The organism is Caloramator mitchellensis (genome assembly GCF_001440545.1).
GTDB classification, from domain to species: domain Bacteria; phylum Bacillota; class Clostridia; order Clostridiales; family Caloramatoraceae; genus Caloramator; species Caloramator mitchellensis.
Genome location: NZ_LKHP01000003.1, coordinates 103579 through 129854 on the forward strand (window position 1 = coordinate 103579; position 26276 = coordinate 129854).

A 26276-nucleotide genomic window follows, 5' to 3' on the forward strand; every position below is an offset into this window, starting at 1 on the left:
GGACAAGCAAAAATAGTTATATTCCAAATGAACTGTCCCCTGATTAATTCGGCATTATCTTCATAAGTTTTAACAACCTAAAAAGTTAAGATTCTAATGAACTGTCCCTGGACATTTGAAATAAGTTTCACACAAATCAGATTATAAGAAAGTTAATTTTCAAATGAACTGTCCCCAGACCTTACTTTCTCTTTGAAAAATATACTGCAGCGACCCCAGTTATTAGCCCAATTATTATAGCGGAGTATAAAACCGTGTTGTCTTTACCTTTGTAATATAATACATAAGCTGTTTTAGCTGGAAGCGTTAGATTACTGCCATTGAATGTCTCGATTACATCTGTTCCTGATTTTTCTCCGTTTACGACAACCGCCCATTTTCCGCTGTATGGTAGCTTTATCGAAGCTTTGCTGTCATTACCATTGAAGGCGACAACAATTGTTTTCCAAGAGTCTCCATTCGCGTTATCACCTAGAGTATATGCTATTACATTTTTGGGAGTTTCTAAAAATTTAAGGTGGGATTTAATCATTTCAGATGTTGTCATTCTAAATGCAGTGTGTTCTTTTCTAAGTTTAATTAGTCCCTTATAATACTCAACAACATCCATATTTTCAGCCTTTCTCATCCAATCCAACATATTTATTTCATCGCTTGCATTGTAGCTGTTATCGTTACCTTGCTTTGTCCTCATAAATTCCTGGCCGGCATGTATAAAAGGTATTCCTTGAGATGTTAAAACTATTGCCCCGGCAAGTTTGTGCATTGCCTTAATCTGCTCTTCAGAAGCATCTGGATTAGTAAATTTCAACTTATCGTATAGAGTGTTATTGTCGTGTGCTTCGCAATAAACTACGGATTGATCGGGCTCTATTCTGCCCCAGGTGTAAATTTGGCCGGAATATTCAATTCCACCAACAATGCCCGATTTTACCTTGAACTCTGTATATTCTTTTCCGTTAACAAAACCAGGATCAGCATGGTCGAATACGCTGCCTTTAATTGCATCTCTTATTGTATCGTTAAAGTGGGCGATTCTTGGCATCTTGTATGCGTTTTTTTGACATGCCTTTTCCTCTAGTGAAAGAGCAGTGTTTAAGTTCCATCCTTCGCCTATAATAATTATAGATGTGTCAATCTTATCAAGGGCTTTTCTTACCTCATTCATGGTTTCGATATCGTGAAGTCCCATAAGGTCAAACCTAAATCCATCTATATTGTATTCTTTTGCCCAGTAAGTAACAGAATCGATTATAAATTTTCTCATCATTTTTCTTTCCGAAGCAGTATCATTTCCACAACCAGAACCGTTGGTAAGTTTTCCGTCGGCTCCTGTCCTAAAGAAATAGCCAGGCACAATTTTATTGAAATTTGATGCATCTGCACTAAACATGTGGTTGTAAACAACGTCCATAATAACTCTTAAGTCATTATCATGTAGAGTTTGTATAGCAGTTTTTAATTCCTTAACTCTAGCTATTGGGTCAAAAGGATTAGTTGAGTAACTACCTTCTGGAGCGTTATAATTCTTAGGATCATAACCCCAGTTAAATTGCGGTTTATTCGATGTTTCGTCGACACTTGCGTAATCGAATATAGGTAATAGTTGAACATGTGTTACACCTAAATCCTTTATATGGTCTAGTCCTGTTAAAGTCCCATTAGGCCCCTTTGTTCCAGTTTCGGAAAGGCCAAGGAACTTTCCTTTGTTTGTTATTCCACTCTGAGGATGCATTGAAAGGTCCCTAACATGAAGTTCATATATTATTGCATCAACAGCGTTTTTTAGTGTTGGCTTTTTATTTGGCTCCCATTTATCAGGGTTTGTTGCTGATAGGTCTATAACTACTCCTTTGTCTCCATTGGCTGTAACAGTCTTTGCATATGGGTCTACAGCTTCATTCCAATTGTTGCCTATTCTAACTTTATAGGTATATATAAATCCATTTGCATCACCATTGAATGTGTATGACCAAATTCCCTTATCTTGCTTTTGCATACTAAATTCTTTGCCTTGTTTATCGTCCCATTTTTCATAAAATACAAGTTTGACATCTGAAGCAGTTGGAGCCCATAACTTAAACGATGTGCTGCTTTGGGTATAATTAGCTCCAAGGTCAGAACCATCATAAAAGTAAAGTTTATCAAACTCGCTAGAGTTAAAAACCCTTCCATAGGTTGCATTTATTTTTAAAAAGCCAGTTTTTTCTACAGTAATGACCTTGTCAAGTGGGAGCTTGTCTTTAAGCTTAATTGAAAGTTTTCTTGAAGTGTTATTTTGCATAATTGAGTTTTTGTCTATTTCAACACTTAAAATATCAAGTGATTTTCCATCAACTTTAACAGAAACATCTTCTTTTTTATCATTCTTTATAGTGAAAGGTATATTAGTTTCAACGTTTATAATGTTTATATCGTCAATGGTAGCGGAAACTAATTTAGGACTTAAGTCAATTTCGGAAGGTGAGTAGTGAATTCTTTCATCGCCCTGTGCGAGCCAAATTTCTGCTGAACCGTCCTGATTAAATTTAGTTATAAACCTGTCCCCAAACTCCTTTTCTGCCCATTGATTATCATCCGTGCTTCGCCTTGTTATTATCCCAATTTTATCAACCCCTTCTGTTCCTTCAACGTAGAATGTCGCAACCTTGCCAAATTTATCTTCAGATGTAAATTTGTAGCCTGAGCCTTGTTTCCCGAAGGGCCAAACCCATAAGTTCCAACCAGTATAATTTCCATCGTAACGATAATAATGAACCGTAACCTTGGTTTTTTCTCCTAAAGTTGTTTTTCTAAAAGCTGTGGTATTAGGTTTAGAATAATAAATCTGAGGGTCCCCAGGCAATAGCCAAATTTCGGCAATACCGTTATTAAATTTTTCGATAAATCTGTCCTCTGCAACGTCTTTATCCCAATTATCCGTTCTGACAATAAAACCCACTTTGTCATACTTTTCTTGGAATTCAATAACCGCATAAGGTCCAAAATCATCTGTTTTAGTAAACTCGTATTTTTTGCCTTCTTGACCAAAGGGCCAAATCCACAGATTCCAATCCTTATCTGTGTTTGGGTCCTTGGCGTAATGAATTATTAACTTTGTTTTAGACTGAGCAAACGTTTGCCTTAATGGCAATAAAAAAATGAGATTGCTCAAAATAAAAATCACTGCCATGATAATTCCTGCGAAATTTTTTTTCTTCATCTCCCCACCTCCAAATTTTATCTTAATATAAATTATTCTACACAAAAGTTAATATTCCTTTTTATATGGGGAATATTTGGGCTACGTAGGGACAGTTCATTTGTTATATTACTCAGGACATGCTTTGTGGAATATATGGAGGATTTCTGTGGGATTACTCTCTGCGGGGACGGTTCATTAACTATGTTACTCTAGACAAGCATAAGAAATTATGGGGGACAGTTCATCTCTTTTATAAATCTAGACAAGCAGCGATGAAATGCAAACGAATTTTTCATGGGAATTTTTTTATGGGGACAGTTCATTTGTAAAATTAGTTCGGACAAGCAAGAAATAGTTATATTCCAAATGAACTGTCCCCCTATTAATTTGGCATGAATTATCTTTATAAGTTTTAACAACCTAAAAAGTTAAGATTTTAATGAACTGTCCCTAGCATTTGAACATAAGTGTCACACAAATCAGATTATTAGAAAGTTAATTTTCAAATGAACTGTCCCTGTGGTGTCAAATTTTAAAAATTTGCATATTTTAATATGTGAATAGATAAAAAGATGGGTGATTAAATGTTTTTCGATGCAGTTTTTGAAGGTGGGGGAGTTAAAGGGATTGGAATAGTTGGAGCATTGTGTTACCTAGAGGACATTGGATACAAAGTAAAAAAAGTTGCAGGAACGTCTGCGGGCGCTATTATTGCCGCTTTGTTGGCGGCCGGGTATAGTGCTTATGAAATCAAGCGAATACTAATGAATTTTGATTTTAGGAGAATATTAGACAAAGATTCAATTCAGTCGATACCAATTGTAGGGTCAGCAGCAGGTATTATTTTTGAAAAGGGAGTTTATTCAGGGGACTATTTTGAAGATTGGATTAGCGTTTTGCTTGAAGTCAAAGGAGTAAGGAAATTTAAAGATGTTTATAAAGACGGTGAATTTTTATTAAAAATAATTGCAACAGACATTACAAAAAAGGAAATTTTGGTTTTACCTGATGATTTGAAAAAATATGGCATAGACCCAATGGAGTTTGATATAGCTAAAGCTGTAAGAATGAGTATTAGCATACCTTTCTTTTTTAAACCTGTCAAATTAGAATATAATCACAAATTTTCATATATTGTTGATGGAGGTGTATTAAGCAATTTTCCAGTGTGGATTTTTGATGTCGAAGGAGTTCCAAGATGGCCAACATTTGGATTTAAGTTAGTTGAACCTAATTTGACAGAGGAAAAGAATGATGGGAGCAATATAATAAGATATACTTTAGATATTATTGCTACAATGATTGAAGAAAACGATTTGCGATATATAAAAAACAAAGATTTTGTAAGAACTATAACAATACCAAGTATGGATGTTAAAACGATAGACTTTGATTTGTCTGCTTCAAAAAAACTTAAGCTTTTCAACTCTGGTTATACTAGTGCAAAAAAGTTTATTGAAAGCTGGGATTTTCAAAAATATATTGAAAAATATAGGATGAACGATGCTCCTGATAGACGAGAAACATTGCTTCGATGATTGGGCATATGAGACAAATATTAATGATTGCTCAGTCATCTGATGAGGGGGCAATAAATAAAATTTTAGGGACAGTTCATTAATAAATTTAAAAATTCTTGTCCAAAGAAATATTTTAAATGAACTGTCCCCATAAACCTTTTCAAGCAAAAAATAATAAAGGGCACGTAGCAATCTATCTTGCACCACTATAGATAGCTTATTACCCAACCATGATCTTCCGACCATGATAGAGCAGTTCACCACCTATAATGATGGTTTGTTCGACCATCCAGGATATCTACGCACCTGCATGCAACCTCTCGGCTGCATGCAAGCACTAGCACTAGTAGATTGCTAGAACCTAAGCCATATTAAGCCTACGACACCCTGGATAATCTTTGCTCGACCCTGCATGATAGGTTGGAACCCTATTACAATCAAATTAAGTTCGACTGCAATAAAGCTTTTCCCTACCATGCAGAATCTGCCCTCCGGCTGCATGTGAGCCTGCCAGGACCCACATGCAACCTTTGGTCGACCCATATACGACCCTTTCGGATCATATATAAGTCTTAGCTCAACTGCTACGTCCCCTTTACACTATATATTGTAACCCGTTTATAGCTTCATATTCGTGAAAATAAATGGAATAAATAACAACTAACAAATCAAATTCTAAAATTTTCATTTTCTAAGCTTCGTTTTGTTTTCTGAAGCTCCAAGCTTTTTGTTTGAAACATAAGCTAATACAAAGTTCATTGCTGCTAAAACCAAATATAAAATGCCCATTTTGATATTGTTTGCTTTTATAACAAACGCTGCAGCGCCTAACCAACAAACAGCCGCCACAATATACAATGTTACATTAGTTTTCCTCATAACCCCACCTCTTTCAGATTGATTATAGTAATTATAGCATTTATTTAAATTCTTGCACAATAGTTTGGGGACAGTTCATTTGAAATATCAAAATTGCTTGTCTATATTCATAAAACAAATGAACTGTCCCTTAATTTTATCTTTATAATTACCACAATCTTTTTTATATAACAAATGAACTGTCCCCCTAATGGAAGAGCAATATTCACAAAAAAATCCGGGAAAAAAATTAATTCCCGGATAACAATATCAATCAGCAGCATTTGAAATCGTTACAACCATGTTAACTTCTCCAGCTTCTTGAGCTGTGTCAAACATTTCCTTTAATCCTCTCCAAACATCCTCTTCTCGTCCATGCAGATGTGTAGAAATTGAGCCAACTTTATAATCTACATTTTCATTTTGTAAGACTCTAATTGAGTTGTTAATAACGCTTTCAGGATTGTTGTGCTTTAACGGATAAACAGTTACTTCAGCACAAATCATAAAATGCACCTCCAAAATTAGTTTTTGCTTTGAAGGCATCATTTATTCTATAATGGGGGACAGTTCATTTGAAATATTAGAATTGCTTGTCTATATTCATAAATCAAATGAACTGTCCCTCAAACTCGAAATGCCTGTCCACGTTCATAAAACAAATGAACTGTCCCCAAACTTAAAAAATAGAACAAGCATTTTTCATAAATTTAATGAACCGTCCCCATATATTTATCTATCTTCTCATCATAAAGCTTCATAATCTCCCTTAACAATCCGCATTCTACATCAAATTTCAAATCCCCAATATGGCTAATTGGTAAAACCTTCGGAGATGTCCCGGTTAAAAATGCAGCATCAAAATATTCCAGCGAATCAACATAAATTGGCATTTCAACAACTTCAATATCCTTTTCCCTGCACAATTGCATTATCTTAAGCCTAGTTATGCCCACCAAAACATCCCTCGTCGGCGCAGTAAAAACCTTATTTCCCTTAATAAAAAACAAGTTCGACCTGCTGCCCTCGGTTATCTCACCATTTTTTTTCATCAATAGCGCCTCATAACAGCCAGTTTCCTTCAGCTTCATATTAATTTCTTCACGCATATCCTTATAAATCACCTTTGCATGGGGATTTTTCCTCTCTGCTTCATATAAAATAGTCCTAACACCCAATCTATACATCTCATCGGTCGGATATTCCGATTTTATAAAATACAAATAAACATTAGGATCATCAAGATTGTTTATAACAATTTTTATATTATTATTCATCACTTCATTTATCGTCACCAAATTATATATTTTTTCTCTTGAATCCTCTAAATTAATATCCAAATCCCTGTTTAAGTGCCACGCTGAATTTCTCAGCCTATCAAAATGCTCCTCAAAAAAAAGAGGCTTTCCATTCATTATCCTAATAACCTCATATATAGCAGGATTCACCTCTTTATAAATCTCATTGAATAACAAAGTTTCATAAATTTTCCCATTATGCATAAAATAATTCAAAATTGCTTCTCCCATTTAAATCACCTCAAATATATTTTATAGCATTTTAATTAAAAAGTATAATATTTTAATAATTTAACAAATAAAAATTTTGCGAAAATTAAAAATGTTTGATAGAATATAATTGTAGTGAAGGGAGGCGTGATTATGATTAAGAATTTTGACGAATTATTAGAAGCGGTTAAAGGTCGTAAAAAAATGAAGCTTTCAGTTGCAGCTGCAAACGATATTGAAGTTTTACTTGCAGTGGAAAACGCTCGAAGCCTTGGACTTATAGATGCAGTTTTAGTTGGAGACGCTGAAGACATCAAAAAAATAGCCGGCGAAAATAATATAGATTTGAACAACTATGAAATAATAGACGTTAAAGATTTAAAAGAAAGCGCAAGGGTTGCAGTATCATTAGTATCCCAGGGTATTGCAGACTTTTTGATGAAGGGGCTTATAGGAACGGCTGACCTTTTAAAAGCTGTGCTTGATAAGGAAATTGGTCTTAGGACAAGCAACCTCTTAAGCCATGTTATGGTTTATAGCGTTGAAACCTACCACAAGCTAATTCTTTTAACCGACGGCGGGATGGTAACCTATCCTGATATAACTCAAAAGGTTCAAATAGTGCAAAACGCTGTTAAGGTTGCAAAAGCTCTTAACATAAACCCAATCCATGTTGCACCTCTTTGTGCTGTTGAAGTTGTAAATCCTGACATGCAGGCTACAATAGATGCTTCAATACTTTCAAAGATGAACCAAAGAGGACAAATTAAAGATTGCGTAATAGATGGGCCGCTTGCTCTTGACAACGCAATTTCAAAGGAAGCAGCAGCTCACAAGGGTATAAAAAGCCCAGTTGCAGGTGAAGCTGACATACTTCTTGTTCCAAACATCGAATCTGGAAATATGCTCGGTAAGAGCTTGACATATTTTGCAAAGGCAAAATCAGCAGGAATAATCGTTGGAGCAAAATGCCCTATTGTTCTTGTTTCAAGGGCAGACACGCACGAATCAAAGCTTTATTCAATAGCACTTGGAAGTTTAATTGCTAATTCTAATTGAGGAGGAGTCAAGATGAAAAAAATTATGACGGGCAACGAAGCCATTGCAAGAGGCGTCTTTGAAGCCGGCTGCACAGTTGCGGCGGCATATCCAGGGACACCAAGCACAGAAATACTTGAAAATGTAGCACTTTACGATGGAATCTACGCAGAATGGTCGCCAAATGAAAAGGTGGCATTTGAAGTTGCGGCAGGAGCATCGATTGCAGGGGCAAGGGCATTGACTGCGATGAAGCACGTTGGACTTAATGTTGCAGCAGACCCGCTGTTTACTATGGCCTACGAAGGGGTTAACGGAGGATTTGTTGTAGTATCTGCTGATGACCCAGGAATGCACAGCTCGCAAAATGAGCAGGACAACAGACTATATGCACAGCATGCAAAGGTTGCTATGATTGAGCCATCCGACAGCCAGGAGTGCAAAGATTATATTAAAATAGCATATGAAATTAGCGAGCAGTTCGATACGCTCGTTTTATTCAGAATTACAACAAGAATCGCTCATTCAAAATCTATCGTGGAACTTGGAGATAGAGTTGAGGTTGGGGTTAAGGAATATAAAAAGGACATAAAAAAATACGTTATGATTCCTGGACATGCAAGAGTTAAGCACGTTGAAGTAGAAGAAAGATTAAAAAAACTACAGGAATATTCAAACAATACTCCGCTTAATAGAATCGAAATGGGAGATACAAAGATTGGTATTATAACAAGCGGCGTTTCATACCAATATGCAAAGGAAGTATTTGGAGAAAATGCGTCATACTTAAAACTTGGATTCACATTCCCGCTTCCTGATAAATTAATAAAAGAATTTGCAAGCATGGTAGACAAGCTTTATATAATAGAAGAAAACGAGCCATATATCGAAACATTCGTTAAGGCGATGGGTATAGAGTGCACAGGTAAAGAATTGATTCCTATTTGTGGCGAATTGAACCCAGACATAATAAGAAAAGCGCTTTTAGGGACAGGCGAAAAGGAATTATATAATGTTGAGATAAACGTTCCAAATAGACCACCTGTATTGTGTCCTGGTTGTCCTCATAGAGGAATATTCTATGCCGTAAGCAAACACAAGGATATAATTGCAACAGGAGATATTGGCTGCTATACTCTTGGGATGATGCCGCCTCTTAATGTTACCGACACAGTTATCGACATGGGAGCAGGAATTTCAGCTGCGATAGGATTTGAGAAAGCGGCTATGATGGGCGGAAGAAAGAATAAGATATTTGGATTTGTTGGCGATTCAACATTCTTCCATTCAGGAATAACCGGGCTTGTGGATGCTGTTTATAATAACAGCCCAATTGTTTCGGTTATACTCGATAATAGCATAACTGGAATGACTGGGCATCAGGAAAACCCAGGAACAGGTAAAACACTTAAGGGAGATATAGCGCCTGTTATAGATATATTGGGAATTGTTAAAGCTGTTGGAATAAAGGAAGAAAACATCAGAGTGGTAGACCCTTACAAGCTTGATGAAACAGAAAAGGCGGTTAAGGATGCATACAATGCAACCGAACCTTTTGTAATTATAACAAAGCAGCCATGCGCTCTATTGAAGGATGTTATGAAGAAAAGAGCAGGCAAATACGTGAAGATAAATCAGGATAAGTGTAAAAAGTGCAAGGCTTGTTTGAGAGTTGGCTGCCCTGCAATATCAAATAGAAACGGTATGATTACAATAGATAAGGACATGTGCAACCAATGCACCGTATGTATGCAGGTATGTAAATTTGACGCAATGGAAAAGGTAGGTGAGTAACATGATAAAGAGCTTATTATTCGTAGGTGTTGGAGGACAGGGAATAATACTTGCATCAAAAATATTGACCGAGGGGCTTGTAAAATACGGATATGATGTTAAGATGAGCGAAGTTCATGGCATGGCTCAAAGAGGCGGCAGCGTAACTACGCAGGTAAGATTTGGCGAAAAGGTATATTCACCGCTTATAGGAGATGGAGAAGCGGATGTAATAGTGTCTTTTGAAAAGCTGGAAGCTGCAAGATGGATAAAATATCTTAAAAAGGGTGGCACTTTGGTCGTTAACGACTATGAAATATATCCGCAATCCGTTTTGGTTGGGCAAGAAACTTACCCAGATAATATAATTGAAAAGCTCAAGAAAACAGTCGAAAATGTGGTTGTATTTAACGCTGCTCAAGTGGCAGAAAACCTTGGCAACATTAAGGCACAAAACATCGTTCTGCTTGGCGCACTTATAAAAGCACTCGGAGTTGAAAACCTCGACTGGGAGGCTGTTATTAAAGAAAACCTTCCCGCAAAGATGCATGAATTGAACATCAACGCATTAAAGGAAGGCATGAAACTCAGCAAATAAGCATGGGAAAGCTTGGGGACGGTTCATTTCTAATATAAATTTTTGATTTATGATTGACATGAGATTGGGGACAGTTCATTTGCTATTTGAATTGTCCCTATATTTATGGATATAATTTACAGAATATTTAAAATAATTTAAAAATTAAGATAAAAAATTAACGATAATTCGAAAATTATTAATGGGGACGGTTCATTTAAATTATTAACTTGGCCAAGCAGTTCAGAAATCAGAGCCTTTTAGCATGCGATAAAAAATTATTTTTTTAACAAGCGAGAATTTAAAGTGAAGTTTTCAAAGTCTAAAATTACAAAATTGGTAAATCAAAAAGTTTAATTTGTGAATGAACTGTCCCCAAAATGTCTAAAAAAACAGGAGGTGTCAGTATGGTTAATCAAGAAATCAAAGAAAAAATCATGGGAATTATTGAGAAGTATCAAAGGGAAAAAGAAAAGCTTGTTATGATTCTTCTAGAGGTTCAGAAGCTTACGGACAGAAACTACATCGATATGGAATGGGCTAAATTAATTGCTGAGGAGCTTAAAATACCATACACAAAGGTATATGACGTTATTACCTTCTACTCGATGTTTTCAATCAAGCCAAGGGGCAAATATGTTATAGAAATTTGCAAAAGCGCACCTTGCCATGTAAATAAGTCTAAAGATGTTGTGAAGGAATTTGAAGAAATTTTAAATATTAAAATGGGTGAGACGACACCAGATAATTTGTTTACGCTTCAATATACAAGCTGCATTGGAGCATGTGATGTTGCCCCAGCCATAAAAATAGGCGAAAAAGTCTATGGAAATCTCAATAAAGAAAAAATTCAACAGATAGTTATGGATTACAGAAACAATTCAATTTAATTATTGAAACGGAGGGAAACTAATGACGAAAACATTAAATTTAATTACCGAATATGCAGGAAAGATAAAACCTGATTCCATAGAAGAATATGTTTCTGTCGGAGGGTTTGAGGCGCTTAAGATTGCAATGGGCAAAAGTCCTATAGAATCAATTGAAGAAATAAAAAAATCAAAACTTCAAGGAAGAGGTGGGGCAGCTTATCCAACAGGTGTAAAATGGGAACAAGCTTATCAAATTCAAAAGAACCCCAAATATATAATATGCAATGCAGATGAAGGCGAGCCTGGAACTTTTAAGGATAAAGTAATATTGGACCATCTTCCTTTGATGCTAATTGAAGGAATGACCATTGCTGCATATATTCTTAATTCACCAAAGGGATTTATTTACATTAGAGGTGAATATCCTGAGTCACAAAAAATTGTTGCAAGGGCCATAAAAGCAGCTAAGGAGCGAGGTTTTTTAGGCAGCGATATACTTGGGACAAAATTTAGCTTTGATATAGAAATTATATCAGGCGCAGGCGCATACGTATGCGGAGAAAACTCTGCGCTAGTTGAATCAACCGAGGGTAATTCTGGCAGACCAAGGATGAAGCCTCCTTTTATAAAAAATCATGGTTACATGGGTATGCCCACTCTTGTAAATAATGTTGAAACTTTCGCATATGTCCCATATATTCTAAAAGAAGGTGGAGAAAAATTTGCATCCTATGGAACGGAATTTAGCGGCGGAACTAAACTTGTTTGCTTATCGGGAAATTTAGTGAACAAGGGAGTATTTGAGGTTCCATTTGGAATTACTTTAAGGGAACTTATATACGATATAGGCGGTGGGATTCCTGATGGAAGAAAACTTAAGTTTGTCCAACTTGGTGGTTCATCAGGCCCATGTATTCCCGAAGAAATGCTTGATACTAAACTTTGTTATAAAGAATTAAAAAGCAAAGGGCTGACATTAGGTTCAGGTGCAATATTGGTGGTGGATGATTCGAATTGTGCAGTTGATTTTTTAAAGTGCGTTACAGAGTTTTTCTACCATGAATCATGCGGTAAATGCACCCCATGCAGAGAAGGGAATAAGCAATTACTTGCATTGGTTAACAAATTTGCAAACGGCAATGCAACTGAAAATGATTTGCAAATAATAAAGAAAGTCGGTTATATAATGAAAAACGCAGCCTTCTGCGGACTTGGTGAAACGGCGCCAACAGCTCATCTTAGCTTAATAAAATATTTTGAGGATGAGTTTGTGGAACATATAAATAAAAAGTGCAGGGCGAATGTTTGCAACTTTGGAGGTGTTGAAAATGATTAATCTTAGTATAAATAATATACCAGTCAGCGTTGAAGAAGGAACAACGATTTTACAGGCGGCAAAGATGATAGGAGTCGAGATTCCAACGCTTTGCTATCATGAGGACCAATCGGTAAAGGCCAATTGCAGAATTTGCCTTGTTGAGGTAAAAGGGGCAAAAGGGCTTCTTACAGCGTGTTCAACTAAAGTTTTTGAGGGCATGGAGGTGTTTACAAACACAAGAGCGGCAAGGGATGCAAGGAAAACCGTGCTGGAATTGATACTTGCCAGCCATCCTATGGATTGCTTAAAGTGTATAAGGAATCAAAAGTGTGAATTGCAAAAATATGCAGCAGAGTTTTTTATAGAGGAATTGCCTTTTGAAAGAACTTATCAAATTCTGCCTAAAGATGAGTCAAGCCCATCTATAGTAAAGGATTTGAGCAAATGCATTAAATGCGGACGTTGTGTTGAAGTATGCCAAAGCATTCAATCAGTTGGGGCTATTTCATATTCTCATAGATCAGACGAATATAGGATAGCCACATTGTTTGAGTTACCGCTAAATGAAACGGTTTGTGTTTATTGTGGACAATGTTCATTAGCATGTCCGGTTGGTGCTATTTATGAGAAATCGGAAATAGAGAAGGTATGGAAGGCACTTGGTGACCCAGAAATGCACGTTGTTGTTCAAACAGCCCCTGCAGTTAGGGTATCGTTAGGTGAAGAATTTGGAATGGAGCCTGGCAGCATAGTAACGGGGCAGATGGTAACTGCGCTGAGGATGCTTGGATTTGATAGAGTGTTTGATACAGATTTTACAGCTGATTTAACGATTATCGAAGAAGGAAATGAATTTTTGCAAAGATTAAAAAATGGCGGCCCGTTCCCTATGTTTACGTCGTGCAGCCCAGGATGGGTAAATTTTGTTGAGACGTTTTATCCTGAATTTATGGCGAATTTATCAACATGCAAATCACCGCAGCAAATGTTTGGAGCGCTTGCAAAGACCTATTATGCACAAAAAATGGGTATATCGCCTGATAAAATATTTGTAGTATCAGTAATGCCATGCACTGCAAAGAAGTATGAATCTGCAAGGGAAGAGATGAATTCCAGCGGATTTAGGGATGTGGACGTTGTTTTGACAACAAGGGAGCTTGCAAGGATGATAAGGGAATCAGGGATTGATTTAAAGAAGATTGTGGAAAGTGAGTTTGATGCACCTTTTGGGATAACATCTGGTGCGGGGGTTATTTTTGGAGCGTCAGGTGGAGTTATGGAGGCTGCGCTAAGAACGGTTTATGAAGTTGTGACGCAGAGGGAACTTGGGAAGCTGGATTTTGAGGACGTAAGAGGGTTGGATGGAATAAAGGAAGCGGTTATAAATATAGATGGGTTGGAGGTGAAAATAGCTGTTGCTAATAGCCTTAGCAATGCAAGGCATTTGGTTGATAAGATAAAAAGCGGCGAGAGAGAGTATCATTTTATTGAGGTTATGTGCTGCCCTGGCGGTTGTATAGGAGGTGGAGGACAACCTATTGGAACGGTGAACAGGGTGCGAAATGAGAGAATAAAGTCTATTTATGAGGTTGACGCAAATATGCCTATTAGGCAATCGCATAAAAACCCAGTGATAAAGCAGCTTTACGACGAATTTTTGGAAAAACCCCTTGGGGAGAGGTCGCATCATCTGCTGCACACGCATTACCGCGCAAGGGGATGATGGGGACGGTTCATTTGATATTTAAAATTTACATTGAAAACTGATAGAGTGATTAGGGACGGTTCATGAACAATTTAAATCATGAACCGTTTTTTAGTGTGCCGGTATGGGCGACAGCTTGGCAGTGAAAGTCCGCTGTGGGCTTGGTAGTGGGAACCACTAGCCAATGGTAAGTGTGTATATCGTGAGATGGAATTTAAAGGAAGCCGTATAAGGAAGCCGTAGATAGGGACGGTTCATTTCAATTATAAAAATTTAAGTTAATTATCAAATGAACCGTCCCACATGAACCACATGAACAAAAAATAGAATAAAATCTTGTTATTATGGCAAAAATATCAGATGATTATAATAATTGGAGGAGTGTGATATTTATGCCAAGAACTGCTCGAGAAAAGAGCTATGAATCCATTTATCACATCATGGTGAGGAGCATAAGCGAAGTAGACCTGTTCAAAAACGATGAAGACAAGGTTCGCTACCTTCAGACAGTTAAGAATTACCAGGATAAATATAACTTTAAAGTTTATGCTTATTGCCTAATGGATAATCATGCCCATTTTATAATCGACGCAAACGGAGCTGATATTTCAAGGATTATGCACGGAATAAATCAATCCTATGCCCAGAATTTTAACAAAATTCACAATAGACATGGTCATCTTTTCCAAGACAGATTTAAAAGTAAAATAGTTGACAGGGATGAATATATTTTAACATTGAGCGGCTATATTCACAGAAATGTCGAAGATTTGCCATATGCAAAGAACAACATCAAAGAATATAGATTTTCAAGCTTAAGAGCTTATTTAGGACTTGAAAAAGACAGATTTGAAATATTAGAAGAAGATTTTATAATGTCCATGTTTGGCAATAATTCTCAGACCTCGCGAGAAAACTATTTGGAATTTTTGAATAATTGTTCAGACGAGTCGATTAAGCTTGAGGTAGAATTCGTTGGAGAAAAGACAGAGTATAGAAGCGAAAGAAGAATCTTAGAGAGAGATAAATCACCAGAGGAGGTGAAGGAATTTTTAGCAGAAGAATTACAAACGGCAGCTACAGTAATAAATTTGAAATATAACAGAAGGGCAACGCACTTCAAGGCTTTGTGTGTGTTGTTTTTAAGCAGCTTCTGCAATATGAGTCAGAAGGAAATATGCAATTATATGGGCAATATTACGCAATCGCGCATTTCGACGTTGTGTAAACTCGCATTAAAGCTTATTAAAGATGATTATCAAGGCATTATTAATAAATTCATTCAAGAACACTATAAATGTGCATAATTCTTTAATTCTAAATTTTTTTGAAATTCCAAAAATTTTATTGAGATACTTCTATAAAGATTGGACAAGTAGTATAATATCATTATTAAATGCATAAATTAAAGCTATTAGAATTTGATGACGGGGTAAAAAAAGGGATTTTAACGCTTTAGAAACGATGATGCGGTGAATTATGGGTGAATATTGGGAGAATTCTTAGGGACGGTTCATTTCTAATTTGAAAAATATAATTAACTTGCAAATGAACCGCCCCAATTAAAAACCATCCCAAACTCACATTAGCTCTTTTTTAGCGAGGTGATCAAATGATAACTCAGACCATATTAAGGTTATCCGTTGCAATGCTACTTGGTGGATTAGTCGGATACGAAAGAGAGCATAAAAACAGACCTGCTGGTTTAAGAACCCATATACTTGTTTGCATTGGCTCAGCACTAGTTCAAATTATTTCATTTAATTATACAAATCTTTATGGCCCGACAGCCATTGACCCAATGCGTCTTGGAGCCCAGGTAATAAGCGGTATTGGCTTCCTTGGTGCCGGAACAATACTAAAAGAAGGCGTAAATGTTAAAGGACTAACAACTGCTGCAAGCCTTTGGACTGTTGCGTGTATTGGCCTTGCGATAGGTTCTGGGTTTACTATAGAAGCCACAATTGCGACTATTTTTGTATTTATTGCATTAAAAGGCTTTAAATTTCTTGAACAAAAAATTTCCAAGGAGTATAAATACTATAATTTACAGGTTGTTGTTCGAAACATCCCAGGTGTCATGGGGAGTATAGGTAAAAAACTTGGTGAAAAAGGCATTAACATCGTAGGAGTTGAAATTTCTGGTGGTGAAGATGAGGAGGCAATAATTTATTTGAATTTGAAGGCATCAAATGAATCAACTTCACAGGAGATTTTTGAAATGCTAATGAAAATAACAGAAATTAAAGAGATTAAAATCATTTAAAAATTGATAATTAAATTCAATTTGCGCATGAACCGTCCCTCAACATTGGAAATTGAAGCAAAAATTAAATACCAAATGAACCGTCCCCAAACCAACCCAAACCAACCCAAACCAAAACCCACACAAGAGGAGGCATACCATGAAAATATACACATCAGAGCTAGGCAAATACAAAAATTCAATCATAAACTTCAGAAACTCAAAAGAATCGGCAAAAATGTCCCTACCAATTGAGTTTGAAGGGGAATTATATAGAATAATCGAGTTCAACGATGCTGGATTTTTCAACAAAGAAATAACAGGCTATTTAATCTTAACCAATGAAGGAGAAGTAGTTAACGATAAAAGAATACAGAAGGAAGTCATGACACTTGGTTACTATCTTGAACTTTTATTTGACGAAGATAGTTTAAAAAGGCTTGGCAAGGCAATTACTCTTGATAGGGAGATTAAAAAGGAAATTATAAATTATAACGATTCAATAGAACTTCTAAAATCATTTAAAGACGAAGGGATAAATGGGGTAGACATAATCATAAGCATTCTTGAAAAACTTCCCGAAATAAAAAAGCAAAACAATCTAGCCATTATGGAATTTGTGAATCAAGCTTCAAAACTTGCAGAACAAAACTTGATAATGAGTTCAAAATTATTAAATGATATTCTACCAATATATAGAAAAATGCTGCTTGTGAACCTGAATAGAATAAACGAAATAAACAAAGGGCGAGCCTACTTCGATACACTAAAACAAATAACTTCAAAGAAAAAGAAAAGCATAAAGAACAAAATAAACGGACTATCCCCACGTCTCACAAGGCTGGAAATGACATTAGACAAACTGATAAATATTCTCAAAATTTACGATAGAATATTAAATATGAGCGAGTCTAAATACATAGAATTCCTTAAATCACAAGATAACCAAAATATTCAAAACAAACTTAATCTAATACGAAATTAAGGCTGCGAATTTGCAGCCTTATTCCATATCAACAACTTTAATCATATTAACTTCTGGGTCTTCAGTTCCTTGAACATAGAGATTTGCATCCTTTAATGCCTGCACATAATCAACAATCTCTTGATTAATAACTTCGCCTGGGCAAACAATTGGAATCCCTGGAGGATAAGCTAGCAAAAATTCACCAGAAACCTTACCAATACTGTCCTTAAGTGGCACTGCCCACTTCTTGGCATTAAATGCTTGTCTTGGTGTAATTCTCTGCTCTGGGACAGCTGGTATATCTAAAACCTCAACCTTTGCAGGTTTTGTTCCATAGAACCTTTCGCTTATCTCTCTTAAAGCCTTTATAAATGCATCCATTTTTTCCTTCGTATCGCCAAACGAACCAACCGCAAGAATATTATATAAATCTGAAAGTTCCATCTGTATATGATATTCATCGGCAAGTATTTGATCGACTTCATATCCAGTAAGTCCAAGTCCCTTAACAGTAACAGTTATCTTTGTAGGATCAAGCGAATACACACCCGGCTGTCCCAATATTTCGTTTCCAAAACAATATAATCCAGGAATCTTATTTATTTCTTCTCTAGCATAATTAGCAAGTTCAATGGCTCTATCTAAAAGTTCCTTTCCTTTAGTTGCAATCTGCATTCTTGCAACATCCAAAGAAGCCATTAAAGGATAAGATGGACTAGTTGTTTGCAGAAGATTCATAACCTGCTGAACTCTATGTATATCAACCCTTCCAGACCTAACTTGTAAGAATGAACTTTGAGTCATTGAACCAATAATCTTATGAGTGCTTTGAGCGCAGATATCGGCCCCAGCATTCATAGCAGATATTGGCAACTTATCATTGAACCCCAAATGAGGACCATGTGCCTCATCAACAATCAAAATCTTATCATAAGAATGGACGATGTCGGCAATCTTTTTAATGTCAGTTGCAACCCCATAGTAAGTAGGATTGATTATCAATACAGCCTTAGCATCTGGGTGCATCTTAATTGTCTTCTCAACAGTTTCAGGTGTTACACCATGCGCAATGCCTATATTTTTATCAATCTCCGGCTGCATAAACACAGGCCTTGCACCACTTAAAATAATTCCAGCCGTAACTGACTTATGAACGTTTCTTGGAACTATAATCTTTTCTCCCTCTTGAACAACGCTCATAATCATAGCCTGAATAGCACCAGATGTTCCATGGATTGAAACAAATGCCATATCAGAACCGTAAGCATCAGCTGCAAGCTCCATAGCCCTTTTTATTGGACCCGTTGGATGGTGCAGACTATCAACCAACTTAAAAACAGTAACATCAATTGATAAAATGTTAGAACCGACAAAATCCTTAAATTTATTGTCCATTCCGTCGCCCCTTTTGTGTCCGGGAACATGGAAGGGAATAGTATCTCTCTTGTGATATTCCATTAAAGCGTCAAAAATTGGTGTTTGATTTTGATCCATCTTATACAACTCTTTATGCACCTTCTTTCTATCAATTTAAAACGAATATAATTATAGAACAATAGATTAATAATTGCAATGAGTTTATGTTAAATTTATATTATATTTTTGACAAAAAATTTATACTTATACAATTGAGTTGTGATCGGGGATGATCGGGGACAGTTCATTTGATATATTACTTTTCAAAAGCATCGGAAATGAAGGAATTTGAGGGACGGTTCATGTGAAATTTAACTTTGGTTTAAATTTAGGCATTGGGAAATAGTTAGGGACAGTTCATTTGCAATTTAAGTTTAATATTAAAATAGCAAATGAACCGTCCCCATAACCGTCCCCATAACACCCCAAGCACCGTCACCAGCAAAAAATTTAAATAGCAAATGAACCGTCCCCATATACAAATCCCAAAATCTCTGCTAATATATTCATTGAAAGCGACTAAACATCAAAAATAATGTCAATACTTAATACAAAAACTTGAAAGTGGTGAATTAGGTGGAGATTACGAATAAGCTGCTAAAGCAGATTGATGAAGTTAGATATTTAACGGCCGAGAATGCCTCAAGATACAGGGCGATTATGCGTTATTTTTACCTGCAATATCAAAAGATGAAGCAGTGGATATATAAAGAAGAAATCTATGAGGAGCTCACAAACCACAGCGAATTTTCAAACTACACAATGGAGCAGCTAAAACAGGACCTTGACACACTTGTTCAATGGAAAAATCTAATACCCATACAGGACACATCCAAGGTTTCAACGCTGGAGGAGTATAAAAACAAGCAATTCAGATACCAGATTTCCCAGTATTCCGTCGAAATAGAGAGACTAACTATAACATTAGAAAATCTTCACGTAGAAACCGCATCGCTTGAGCCATCGCTACTCGAAAAAATAAAAATAGAGCTTCAAAAATTCAAAACAATGATAAATCAAGACGAAAAGTCAGCAGACGCATGGTGGCAGGATTTAAACAACTATTTTAAAAGGCTCACTCAAAACTCAACTGACTACATAAACACCTTCAACACCCTGCGTGCTGAAGAAATGATGAAGACGCGCGAATTTCTAATCTACAAAGATAAGTTCATCGACTACCTCAGGGACTTTATAAAGGGCCTGCAGCAAAACGCCATTGCCATAGAATCAATCCTGCAATCAATCGACTCAACTACTGAAAAAATGGTGCTTGACAAGATAATACAATACGAAAGTTCAATCCCAAGGTTTGAATTTGATACTAGCTCAGAGCAAATCAAAGACAATGTATACGGCAAATGGCAGAATCTAAAAAACTGGTTCCTCGACTACGAAAACCACGAAAGCGAGGCTGCAAAGCTTTTCGATACAACAAACGACATAATAAGAAAAATAACGCGTTACGCATCGCAAATTTCAGAGAGCAGAAACAGCGCTGCTAACCGCAAAGAAGAATACAAAAAACTTGCCAAGATGTTTTTAGAATGCAAGGATATAAACGAAGCCCACAAACTATCATCCCTATGCTTTGGAATTTTTAACACAAAGCACATAAAAATAACCACACCAAGAAAAACCGAGAGCATTAACTCCAGCATATACGACGAAGAACCAAGCATAATAACCCTTAAACCAAGAATCAAAAACTACAAAGAAAAATCACTAAAATCCCCAATAAAAAACAATAGCCAGAGAAAAATAATTATGCTTGAAAAGATAATGAAAATACGCGAAGAAGAACAAAAAATAATCAACAGCTATATAGCCGATGGCAAAATAGAATTTGCTAACCTCCCAACAATTTCCCCTCACGTCAGAGGAATACTTCTGCGCTGGCTATCAAAGGGTATAAATTCCAATGAAAAAATATCAAAAACCGAAACCGGCAGAAAATACAGAATACTTGAACCACAAAATAAAAATCATCTATGCACAGTTAATTGTGAAGATGGAACATTTACAATGCCACCCTATGTCATTCTATTTGAGGATTAAAGGAGACAAATATGAAGGAACTCGAACTTCTACTTGAAAACTATTGGATAAGCAAAGATGAAGACAAAGAGCTCTACTATAAAATAAAAGACCACATCCATGAATTTAAATCCTTTATAACAGAAAAACTTGGCTATCAAATAATAATAAACCCCTACCTTATAAAACTTGAGAAACTTCCAGGAAAAGCTGAAGAATGGATGGGCATAAGCACCTTCCATTCCCCAATAGAATACGCATTTTTATGCCTTCTACTTATGTTCCTTGAGGACAAGGGCAAGGATGAACAATTCGTCCTATCAGAAATAACCGACTTCATTCAAGGGAACTTTGAAGGCGACGAAAAGGTGGACTGGACTTTATACAGGCACCGCCGCAGCCTTATAAAGGTTATGCGTTTTGCTACCGACATCGGCATGATAAAGGTAGATGACGGGGACGAGCAGAGCTTTGCACAGGATGCAACATCGGAAGTGCTCTACGAGAGCACCGGTCTTTCAAGATACTTTGTAAGAAATTTTACAACAAATATACTAAATTATAAATCCTACAAAGACCTTGAAAATGAAGAGCAGCTAGACCTTGACAGAGACAGAGGTATAATAAGGCGCCACAGGGTTTACAGAAGGCTCATAATGTCCCCAATAGTATACAACGAAGGAACGGACGACCCAGATTACGACTACATCAAGAAACAAAAAAGCTCCTTAGAAAACGACCTTGAAAAATACCTCGGCTGGGAGCTGCATGTTCACAGAAACGGCGCTATGGCTGTTTTATCACAAAATCAAAATTACAAAGATGTATTCCCAGAAAACAAATCTATAAGCGACATAGTTTTGCAATTGAACAAGGTTATAAAAAGCATGATTTCAGCAAACCAGCTAAAGCCAGACAAAAACGACACGTGCCAAGTTTCATTACCATATTTTCAATCGCTTATACAAAAACTAAAATTGCAAAACTCAGTAGGTTGGAGCAAAGAATATAGAGAAATGCAAATAGATAAATTAACCGACGAGATAATAAACTACATGTCCGGCTTTAATATGATTGAAATTTTACCAGACAAAAAAGAAATCAAAATATTGCCGCTGTGCGGAAAAATAGTTGGAGTATATCCTGACGATTTCTACACAGATATCCAGAAGGAGGTTGCAATGGATGAATCAGAATAGATGGATAATTGAAAGAGCAGGTCTTGCTAACTTCTGGTATTATGATGAAGAGGAATTTACCTTTTCAGATGGAAGGTTGCTCCTAAGAGGTTCAAATGGTTCGGGAAAATCAGTTACAATGCAAAGTTTCATCCCCCTTCTACTTGACGGGAATAAAAGCCCCGAAAGGCTTGACCCATTTGGTTCAAAGGCAAGAAGGCTTGAAAATTACCTCTTAGGAGATGACGAAGACGGAGATGACGAAAGAACCGGATACCTTTACATGGAATTTAAAAAGAAGGACACGGGAAACTATCTAACAATAGGCATGGGATTTAAGGCTCAAAGAGGAAAACCAATCCAATCCTGGGGCTTTTCTATAACCGACGGCAGAAGAATTGGCCATAATTTTTATCTATACAAAAACATAGGCGAAAAGATACCATTAACTAAAAAGGAACTTGAAAACCGTATCTCTACAGGCGGCAAAGTGGTTGAAACCCAGGGCGATTATATGAAAATGGTCAACGACCTGTTATTCGGATTTAGCGACATAGACGAATACGACGAGCTTATAAAGCTTCTTGTGCAGCTCAGGTCCCCGAAGCTTTCAAAGGACTTTAGACCAACGGTTATATATGAAATAATGGAAAATTCACTGCAACCCCTTTCAGAGGATGATCTGCGCCCAATGTCTGAGGCTATTGAAAATATGGACAACATAAAGAGCAGACTGGATGAGCTAAAGGAGAGCAAAAAAGCAGCCGACAGGATTAAGGACGCCTATGATAAATACAATAAATTTATATTAATTGACAAGGCAAAATCGTTTATACTGAGCAACAACGAATTAGAAAAACTCATAAAAGACAAAAAAGAACTCGAGCAAAAAAGAGACTATGCAAAACAAGAATTCCAAGCAGCCGAGAAGAAAATAGAAGAATACAGCATGCTAATAAAATCAGCTGAGGATAAAAAAAGGCAGCTAGAAGTTCACGACAGCCTCAAAATAAAAGAAAAAATACACTCAATAGAAGATTTGATTTCAAACTATAAAAAAGAAAAGCATCTTAAGCAAAACCAACTCGACCTAAAAAAATCGCGTGAAAGAAAACTTTACTCTGAAATTAAAGAGCTTAGCGATAAACACGACATTTTAATCAAAAAGCTCGATGCAATAGTCGAAGAGATGGACGAATACGCCGTTGATTTTGCATTTGATGAGCAGGAGTTTTTAAAGGATGAGATTAAAGCAAACGCAGACAAAAACTATGATTTTAATTTTGTTAACGATAAATTCAAAAAGCATTATGAAAATATAGAAAATGCAAGAGAACTACTAAAAGAATTAGATAGAATAAACAAGGAATACGACAAAATTTTAAAGGAGCTTGAATCTAAAAAGCAGGAAAGAATAACAAAGGAAAAGAGAGTTGAAGATTCAAAGCTTTTATTAATTGAAACAAAGGAAGAGCTAAACGAAAGAATATATGCCTGGAAAAACTCAAATAAAGAATTCATCCCAAGCCAAGATGTCCTTATAAGCTGCACAAGAACTGTAAACCAGTTTAACCAAAAAAGCAGCTTTGACGATATTATTAAAATAATCAGGGAAGAATACAACCATTTTGAAGGAGAGCTTATTAAAGAAAGAGCTAATTTGCAATTTGAAAAGCAACAGGAAGAAAATAAACTAAACGAAATAAAATCTGAAATTGCCGAGTGGAGGAACAAAAAAGATCCGGAACCTGAAAGGGATGAAAGGGTTATAAGAAACAGACAAAGGCTTGAAAAGGAAGGAATTCCTTTCATACCGCTGTATAAATCAGTTGATTTTAAGGACATACCTCAAGAAATAATGGGAAGGGTGGAGGAAGCACTCAATGATATGGGGCTTTTGGATGCATTAATCGTTCCTTCTAAATTCAAAGATAAAATATTCCAGATGGATAAAGATATGGCAGATAAATACATTTTCCCAACGCCACAAATTTTGATGCATGATATTTCTGAATTTTTAAAGCCCGACAAAATAGACGTAAACGGCATAACCGAAAAGGATATAACCGACGTGATACAAAGCATTTTAATTGACGAAAATAATTCAACATATATAAACGAAAAGGGAGAGTATCAGATCGGCATATTAAAGGGTAAAACAAGCAGCAGCTGCAGCCCAAAATTCATCGGTTCATCAGCTAGAAAAAGATACCGTGAAGAAAAGATTAATGAATTAGAAACAATAAAGCGCAATATTGAGGAAAAAATAATAGAAAAAGAAGAACAAATACAAAAAATAAACCAAAGGATAGCCACATTAAAAAGTGAGCTCAATAAATTCCCTAAAGGCGATGATTTATTAACAGCCATAAAACAACTACAGGAAGCAGAATACGAACTCGAAAGAATAATAAAAGACGTAGAATTAAAGGAAAAAGAAGAAAGAACAATTTATGAAAAACTAAAGCATGTTCAGCAATCTGTTTATGAACTAACCCATAAAATAAATTTAAAGGCAGACATAGAGATATACGAAGAGGCTATTGCGTCTGCTAAAAAGTATAGAGATTTACTTCACAGCCTTGAAAAACTTCATATTGATATAATGCACAATAACGAACAGGCAAATTCTAAAATATACGAGAGGGAAGAGATTGAACAGGATGTCCAAAACTTAATAGACGACATCACCTCCCTCGATAGAAAATTAAGGGAAAACGAAATAAACCTTAGCAATTTATTTGAGCAGCTGAAACTTTCAAATATAGATGAAATAGAAAAGGAAATAGACGAGTGCCTAAACATATTAAAAACATATCCTGTAGAAAAGGAAAAAGAAATAGACAAAAGAGCAAGAAACCATGATTTATACACAAGGGCAATCGAAGAATTAGGTAGCATTAATAAGAAAATCAATGAAAAAGGAAAAATAGTAGATATATTTAAACAGTCCTTTATTGAAGAATATAAACTTGGGTTTATAGAAGAAGCTAAAGAGGATGAGCCAATCAAAATTGCCCATAGATTGGTAAGAGAAATTAAAATAGATGAAAAACAAAAGGACGATTATATAAGCAATCTATATCAGAAGTTCCAGGAAAACAATCAGCACCTTAGAGAATATATCGTGAAGATTGATTCTCTCTTTGACCGGGAAATTGAAGCAGATGACGAGGAAATAAAGGCAGCCTTTGCAAGGGCAAAAAGGCATTATTTAACCGGAAAGGTAAGGGGCAAGGACGTAGATTTTTATGCTCTAATCGATTTTATCAAAGAGGGAATAGAGGAAAACGAAAAGCTTCTAAAGGAAAGCGACAGGCAGCTTTTCGAGGACATACTTGTTAATAATATAAGCAAAAAAATAAGAGCCAAGATTTACCACAGTGAGCAATGGGTTAAAAAGATGAATGAGCTAATGGAGAAAATGGATACTTCAAGCGGACTTTCCTTTAGTCTAAGGTGGACCAGCAAAAAGGCAGAGGGCGAAAATCAGCTTGATACAAAGGAGCTTGTTGATTTACTAAAGCAGGAAGGAAGCATAATGAAGGAGAGCGACCTTAACAAATTATCAGAACACTTCCGCTCCAAAATAGCTGATGCAAGAAGAATACAGGAGGATTCAGGCAAAAGCGTAACATTCCACAGCATAATGAAGGAGATACTCGACTATAGAAAATGGTTTGAGTTTAAGCTATACTTCCAAAGGATGGGGCAGAATAAAAAGGAGCTGACAAACAACGCATTTTACCAGTTCAGCGGTGGGGAAAAGGCGATGGCAATGTATGTTCCGCTCTTCTCAGCGGTTTATGCAAGATATTTAGGTGCCAGAGGAGACTGCCCAAGGATAATATCGCTTGATGAGGCTTTTGCTGGAGTTGATGAAAAGAATATAAGGGACATGTTTAGGCTTTTAAGGGATTTAAACCTTGATTTTGTTATTAATTCCCAAATATTATGGGGAGATTACGATACAGTTCCCTCCCTTGCAATTTGCGAACTTTTAAGGCCTGAAAACGCAGATTTTGTTACAGTAATAAGATACCACTGGAACGGAAAGACTAAGGAACTGGTTTCATAAAT

18 protein-coding genes are annotated in these 26276 nt (G+C 36.2%); 13 read left to right on the forward strand and 5 right to left on the reverse strand.

Annotation, left to right across the window (positions count from 1 at the left end; genetic code table 11):
- Positions 1-181 precede the first annotated feature (181 nt).
- Positions 182-3202 carry a type I pullulanase gene (gene pulA / locus ABG79_RS03605; protein ID WP_057977230.1) on the reverse strand — a complete coding sequence of 1007 codons (3021 nt, stop codon included), beginning with the start codon at positions 3200-3202 and terminating at the stop codon, positions 182-184.
- Between the two features lie 566 nt (positions 3203-3768).
- Between pulA and ABG79_RS03610 the strand changes: the two genes are divergently transcribed.
- The gene (locus ABG79_RS03610) at positions 3769-4722 is read left to right on the forward strand and encodes a patatin-like phospholipase family protein (RefSeq protein WP_057977232.1); all 954 of its coding nucleotides are present in this window, start codon (positions 3769-3771) and stop codon (positions 4720-4722) included.
- Positions 4723-5388: 666 nt separating this feature from the next.
- Here ABG79_RS03610 and ABG79_RS03620 read toward each other — a convergent pair.
- From ABG79_RS03620 to ABG79_RS03630, 3 genes are all read right to left on the reverse strand, one after another.
- Entirely contained in the window at positions 5389-5583 is a 195-nt protein-coding gene (locus tag ABG79_RS03620) for a hypothetical protein (RefSeq protein ID WP_057977236.1), read from the reverse strand.
- A gap of 249 nt (positions 5584-5832) precedes the next feature.
- Positions 5833-6069, reverse strand: a complete 237-nt coding sequence (locus ABG79_RS03625; RefSeq protein ID WP_057977239.1) for a YkoF family thiamine/hydroxymethylpyrimidine-binding protein — start codon at positions 6067-6069, stop codon at positions 5833-5835.
- Positions 6070-6272: 203 nt separating this feature from the next.
- The gene (locus tag ABG79_RS03630; protein ID WP_057977240.1) at positions 6273-7091 is read right to left on the reverse strand and encodes an aminotransferase class IV; all 819 of its coding nucleotides are present in this window, start codon (positions 7089-7091) and stop codon (positions 6273-6275) included.
- Positions 7092-7223: 132 nt separating this feature from the next.
- Here ABG79_RS03630 and ABG79_RS03635 point away from each other — a divergent pair, with 132 nt between their 5' ends.
- The 9 genes from ABG79_RS03635 (at position 7224) to ABG79_RS03675 (ending at position 17583) form a co-directional block, all read left to right on the forward strand.
- Positions 7224-8129 carry a phosphate butyryltransferase gene (locus tag ABG79_RS03635; RefSeq protein ID WP_057977242.1) on the forward strand — a complete coding sequence of 302 codons (906 nt, stop codon included), beginning with the start codon at positions 7224-7226 and terminating at the stop codon, positions 8127-8129.
- Positions 8130-8141: 12 nt separating this feature from the next.
- Positions 8142-9902, forward strand: coding sequence for an indolepyruvate ferredoxin oxidoreductase subunit alpha (gene iorA / locus ABG79_RS03640; RefSeq protein ID WP_057977244.1), 1761 nt, complete (start codon positions 8142-8144; stop codon positions 9900-9902).
- A 1-nt stretch (position 9903) separates the two neighbouring features.
- A complete protein-coding gene (locus ABG79_RS03645; RefSeq protein ID WP_057977246.1) occupies positions 9904-10479 on the forward strand; it encodes an indolepyruvate oxidoreductase subunit beta in 576 nt (191 codons plus the stop codon).
- Between the two features lie 386 nt (positions 10480-10865).
- Entirely contained in the window at positions 10866-11348 is a 483-nt protein-coding gene (locus tag ABG79_RS03650; protein WP_057977248.1) for an NADH-quinone oxidoreductase subunit NuoE family protein, read from the forward strand.
- Positions 11349-11370: 22 nt separating this feature from the next.
- The gene (locus ABG79_RS03655; RefSeq protein ID WP_057977250.1) at positions 11371-12666 is read left to right on the forward strand and encodes a complex I 51 kDa subunit family protein; all 1296 of its coding nucleotides are present in this window, start codon (positions 11371-11373) and stop codon (positions 12664-12666) included.
- Positions 12659-14371, forward strand: a complete 1713-nt coding sequence (locus tag ABG79_RS03660) for an NADH-dependent [FeFe] hydrogenase, group A6 (protein WP_242859303.1) — start codon at positions 12659-12661, stop codon at positions 14369-14371. The genes ABG79_RS03655 and ABG79_RS03660 overlap by 8 nt, the downstream gene beginning before the upstream one ends.
- A gap of 374 nt (positions 14372-14745) precedes the next feature.
- Positions 14746-15660, forward strand: a complete 915-nt coding sequence (locus ABG79_RS03665) for a transposase (protein WP_057977252.1) — start codon at positions 14746-14748, stop codon at positions 15658-15660.
- 305 nt (positions 15661-15965) lie between these two features.
- Positions 15966-16619 (forward strand): MgtC/SapB family protein, encoded by a 654-nt coding sequence (locus tag ABG79_RS03670; protein WP_057977254.1) that lies wholly within the window; start codon positions 15966-15968, stop codon positions 16617-16619.
- Positions 16620-16758: 139 nt separating this feature from the next.
- Positions 16759-17583, forward strand: coding sequence for a hypothetical protein (locus ABG79_RS03675; protein WP_057977256.1), 825 nt, complete (start codon positions 16759-16761; stop codon positions 17581-17583).
- A gap of 18 nt (positions 17584-17601) precedes the next feature.
- On the opposite strand, the gene ABG79_RS03680 is transcribed toward ABG79_RS03675, so the two are convergent.
- Entirely contained in the window at positions 17602-19068 is a 1467-nt protein-coding gene (locus tag ABG79_RS03680; protein ID WP_057977258.1) for an aminotransferase class I/II-fold pyridoxal phosphate-dependent enzyme, read from the reverse strand.
- 489 nt (positions 19069-19557) lie between these two features.
- On the opposite strand from ABG79_RS03680, the gene ABG79_RS03685 reads away from it, so the two are divergent.
- The 3 genes from ABG79_RS03685 to ABG79_RS03695 are packed head-to-tail and all read left to right on the forward strand — an operon-like array spanning position 19558 to position 26274.
- Positions 19558-21039 carry a TIGR02677 family protein gene (locus tag ABG79_RS03685; protein ID WP_057977260.1) on the forward strand — a complete coding sequence of 494 codons (1482 nt, stop codon included), beginning with the start codon at positions 19558-19560 and terminating at the stop codon, positions 21037-21039.
- A gap of 11 nt (positions 21040-21050) precedes the next feature.
- Positions 21051-22217 (forward strand): TIGR02678 family protein, encoded by a 1167-nt coding sequence (locus ABG79_RS03690; RefSeq protein WP_057977262.1) that lies wholly within the window; start codon positions 21051-21053, stop codon positions 22215-22217.
- A complete protein-coding gene (locus tag ABG79_RS03695) occupies positions 22204-26274 on the forward strand; it encodes a TIGR02680 family protein (RefSeq protein WP_083490322.1) in 4071 nt (1356 codons plus the stop codon). Before ABG79_RS03690 ends, ABG79_RS03695 begins: the two co-directional genes overlap by 14 nt.
- Positions 26275-26276: the final 2 nt, after the last annotated feature.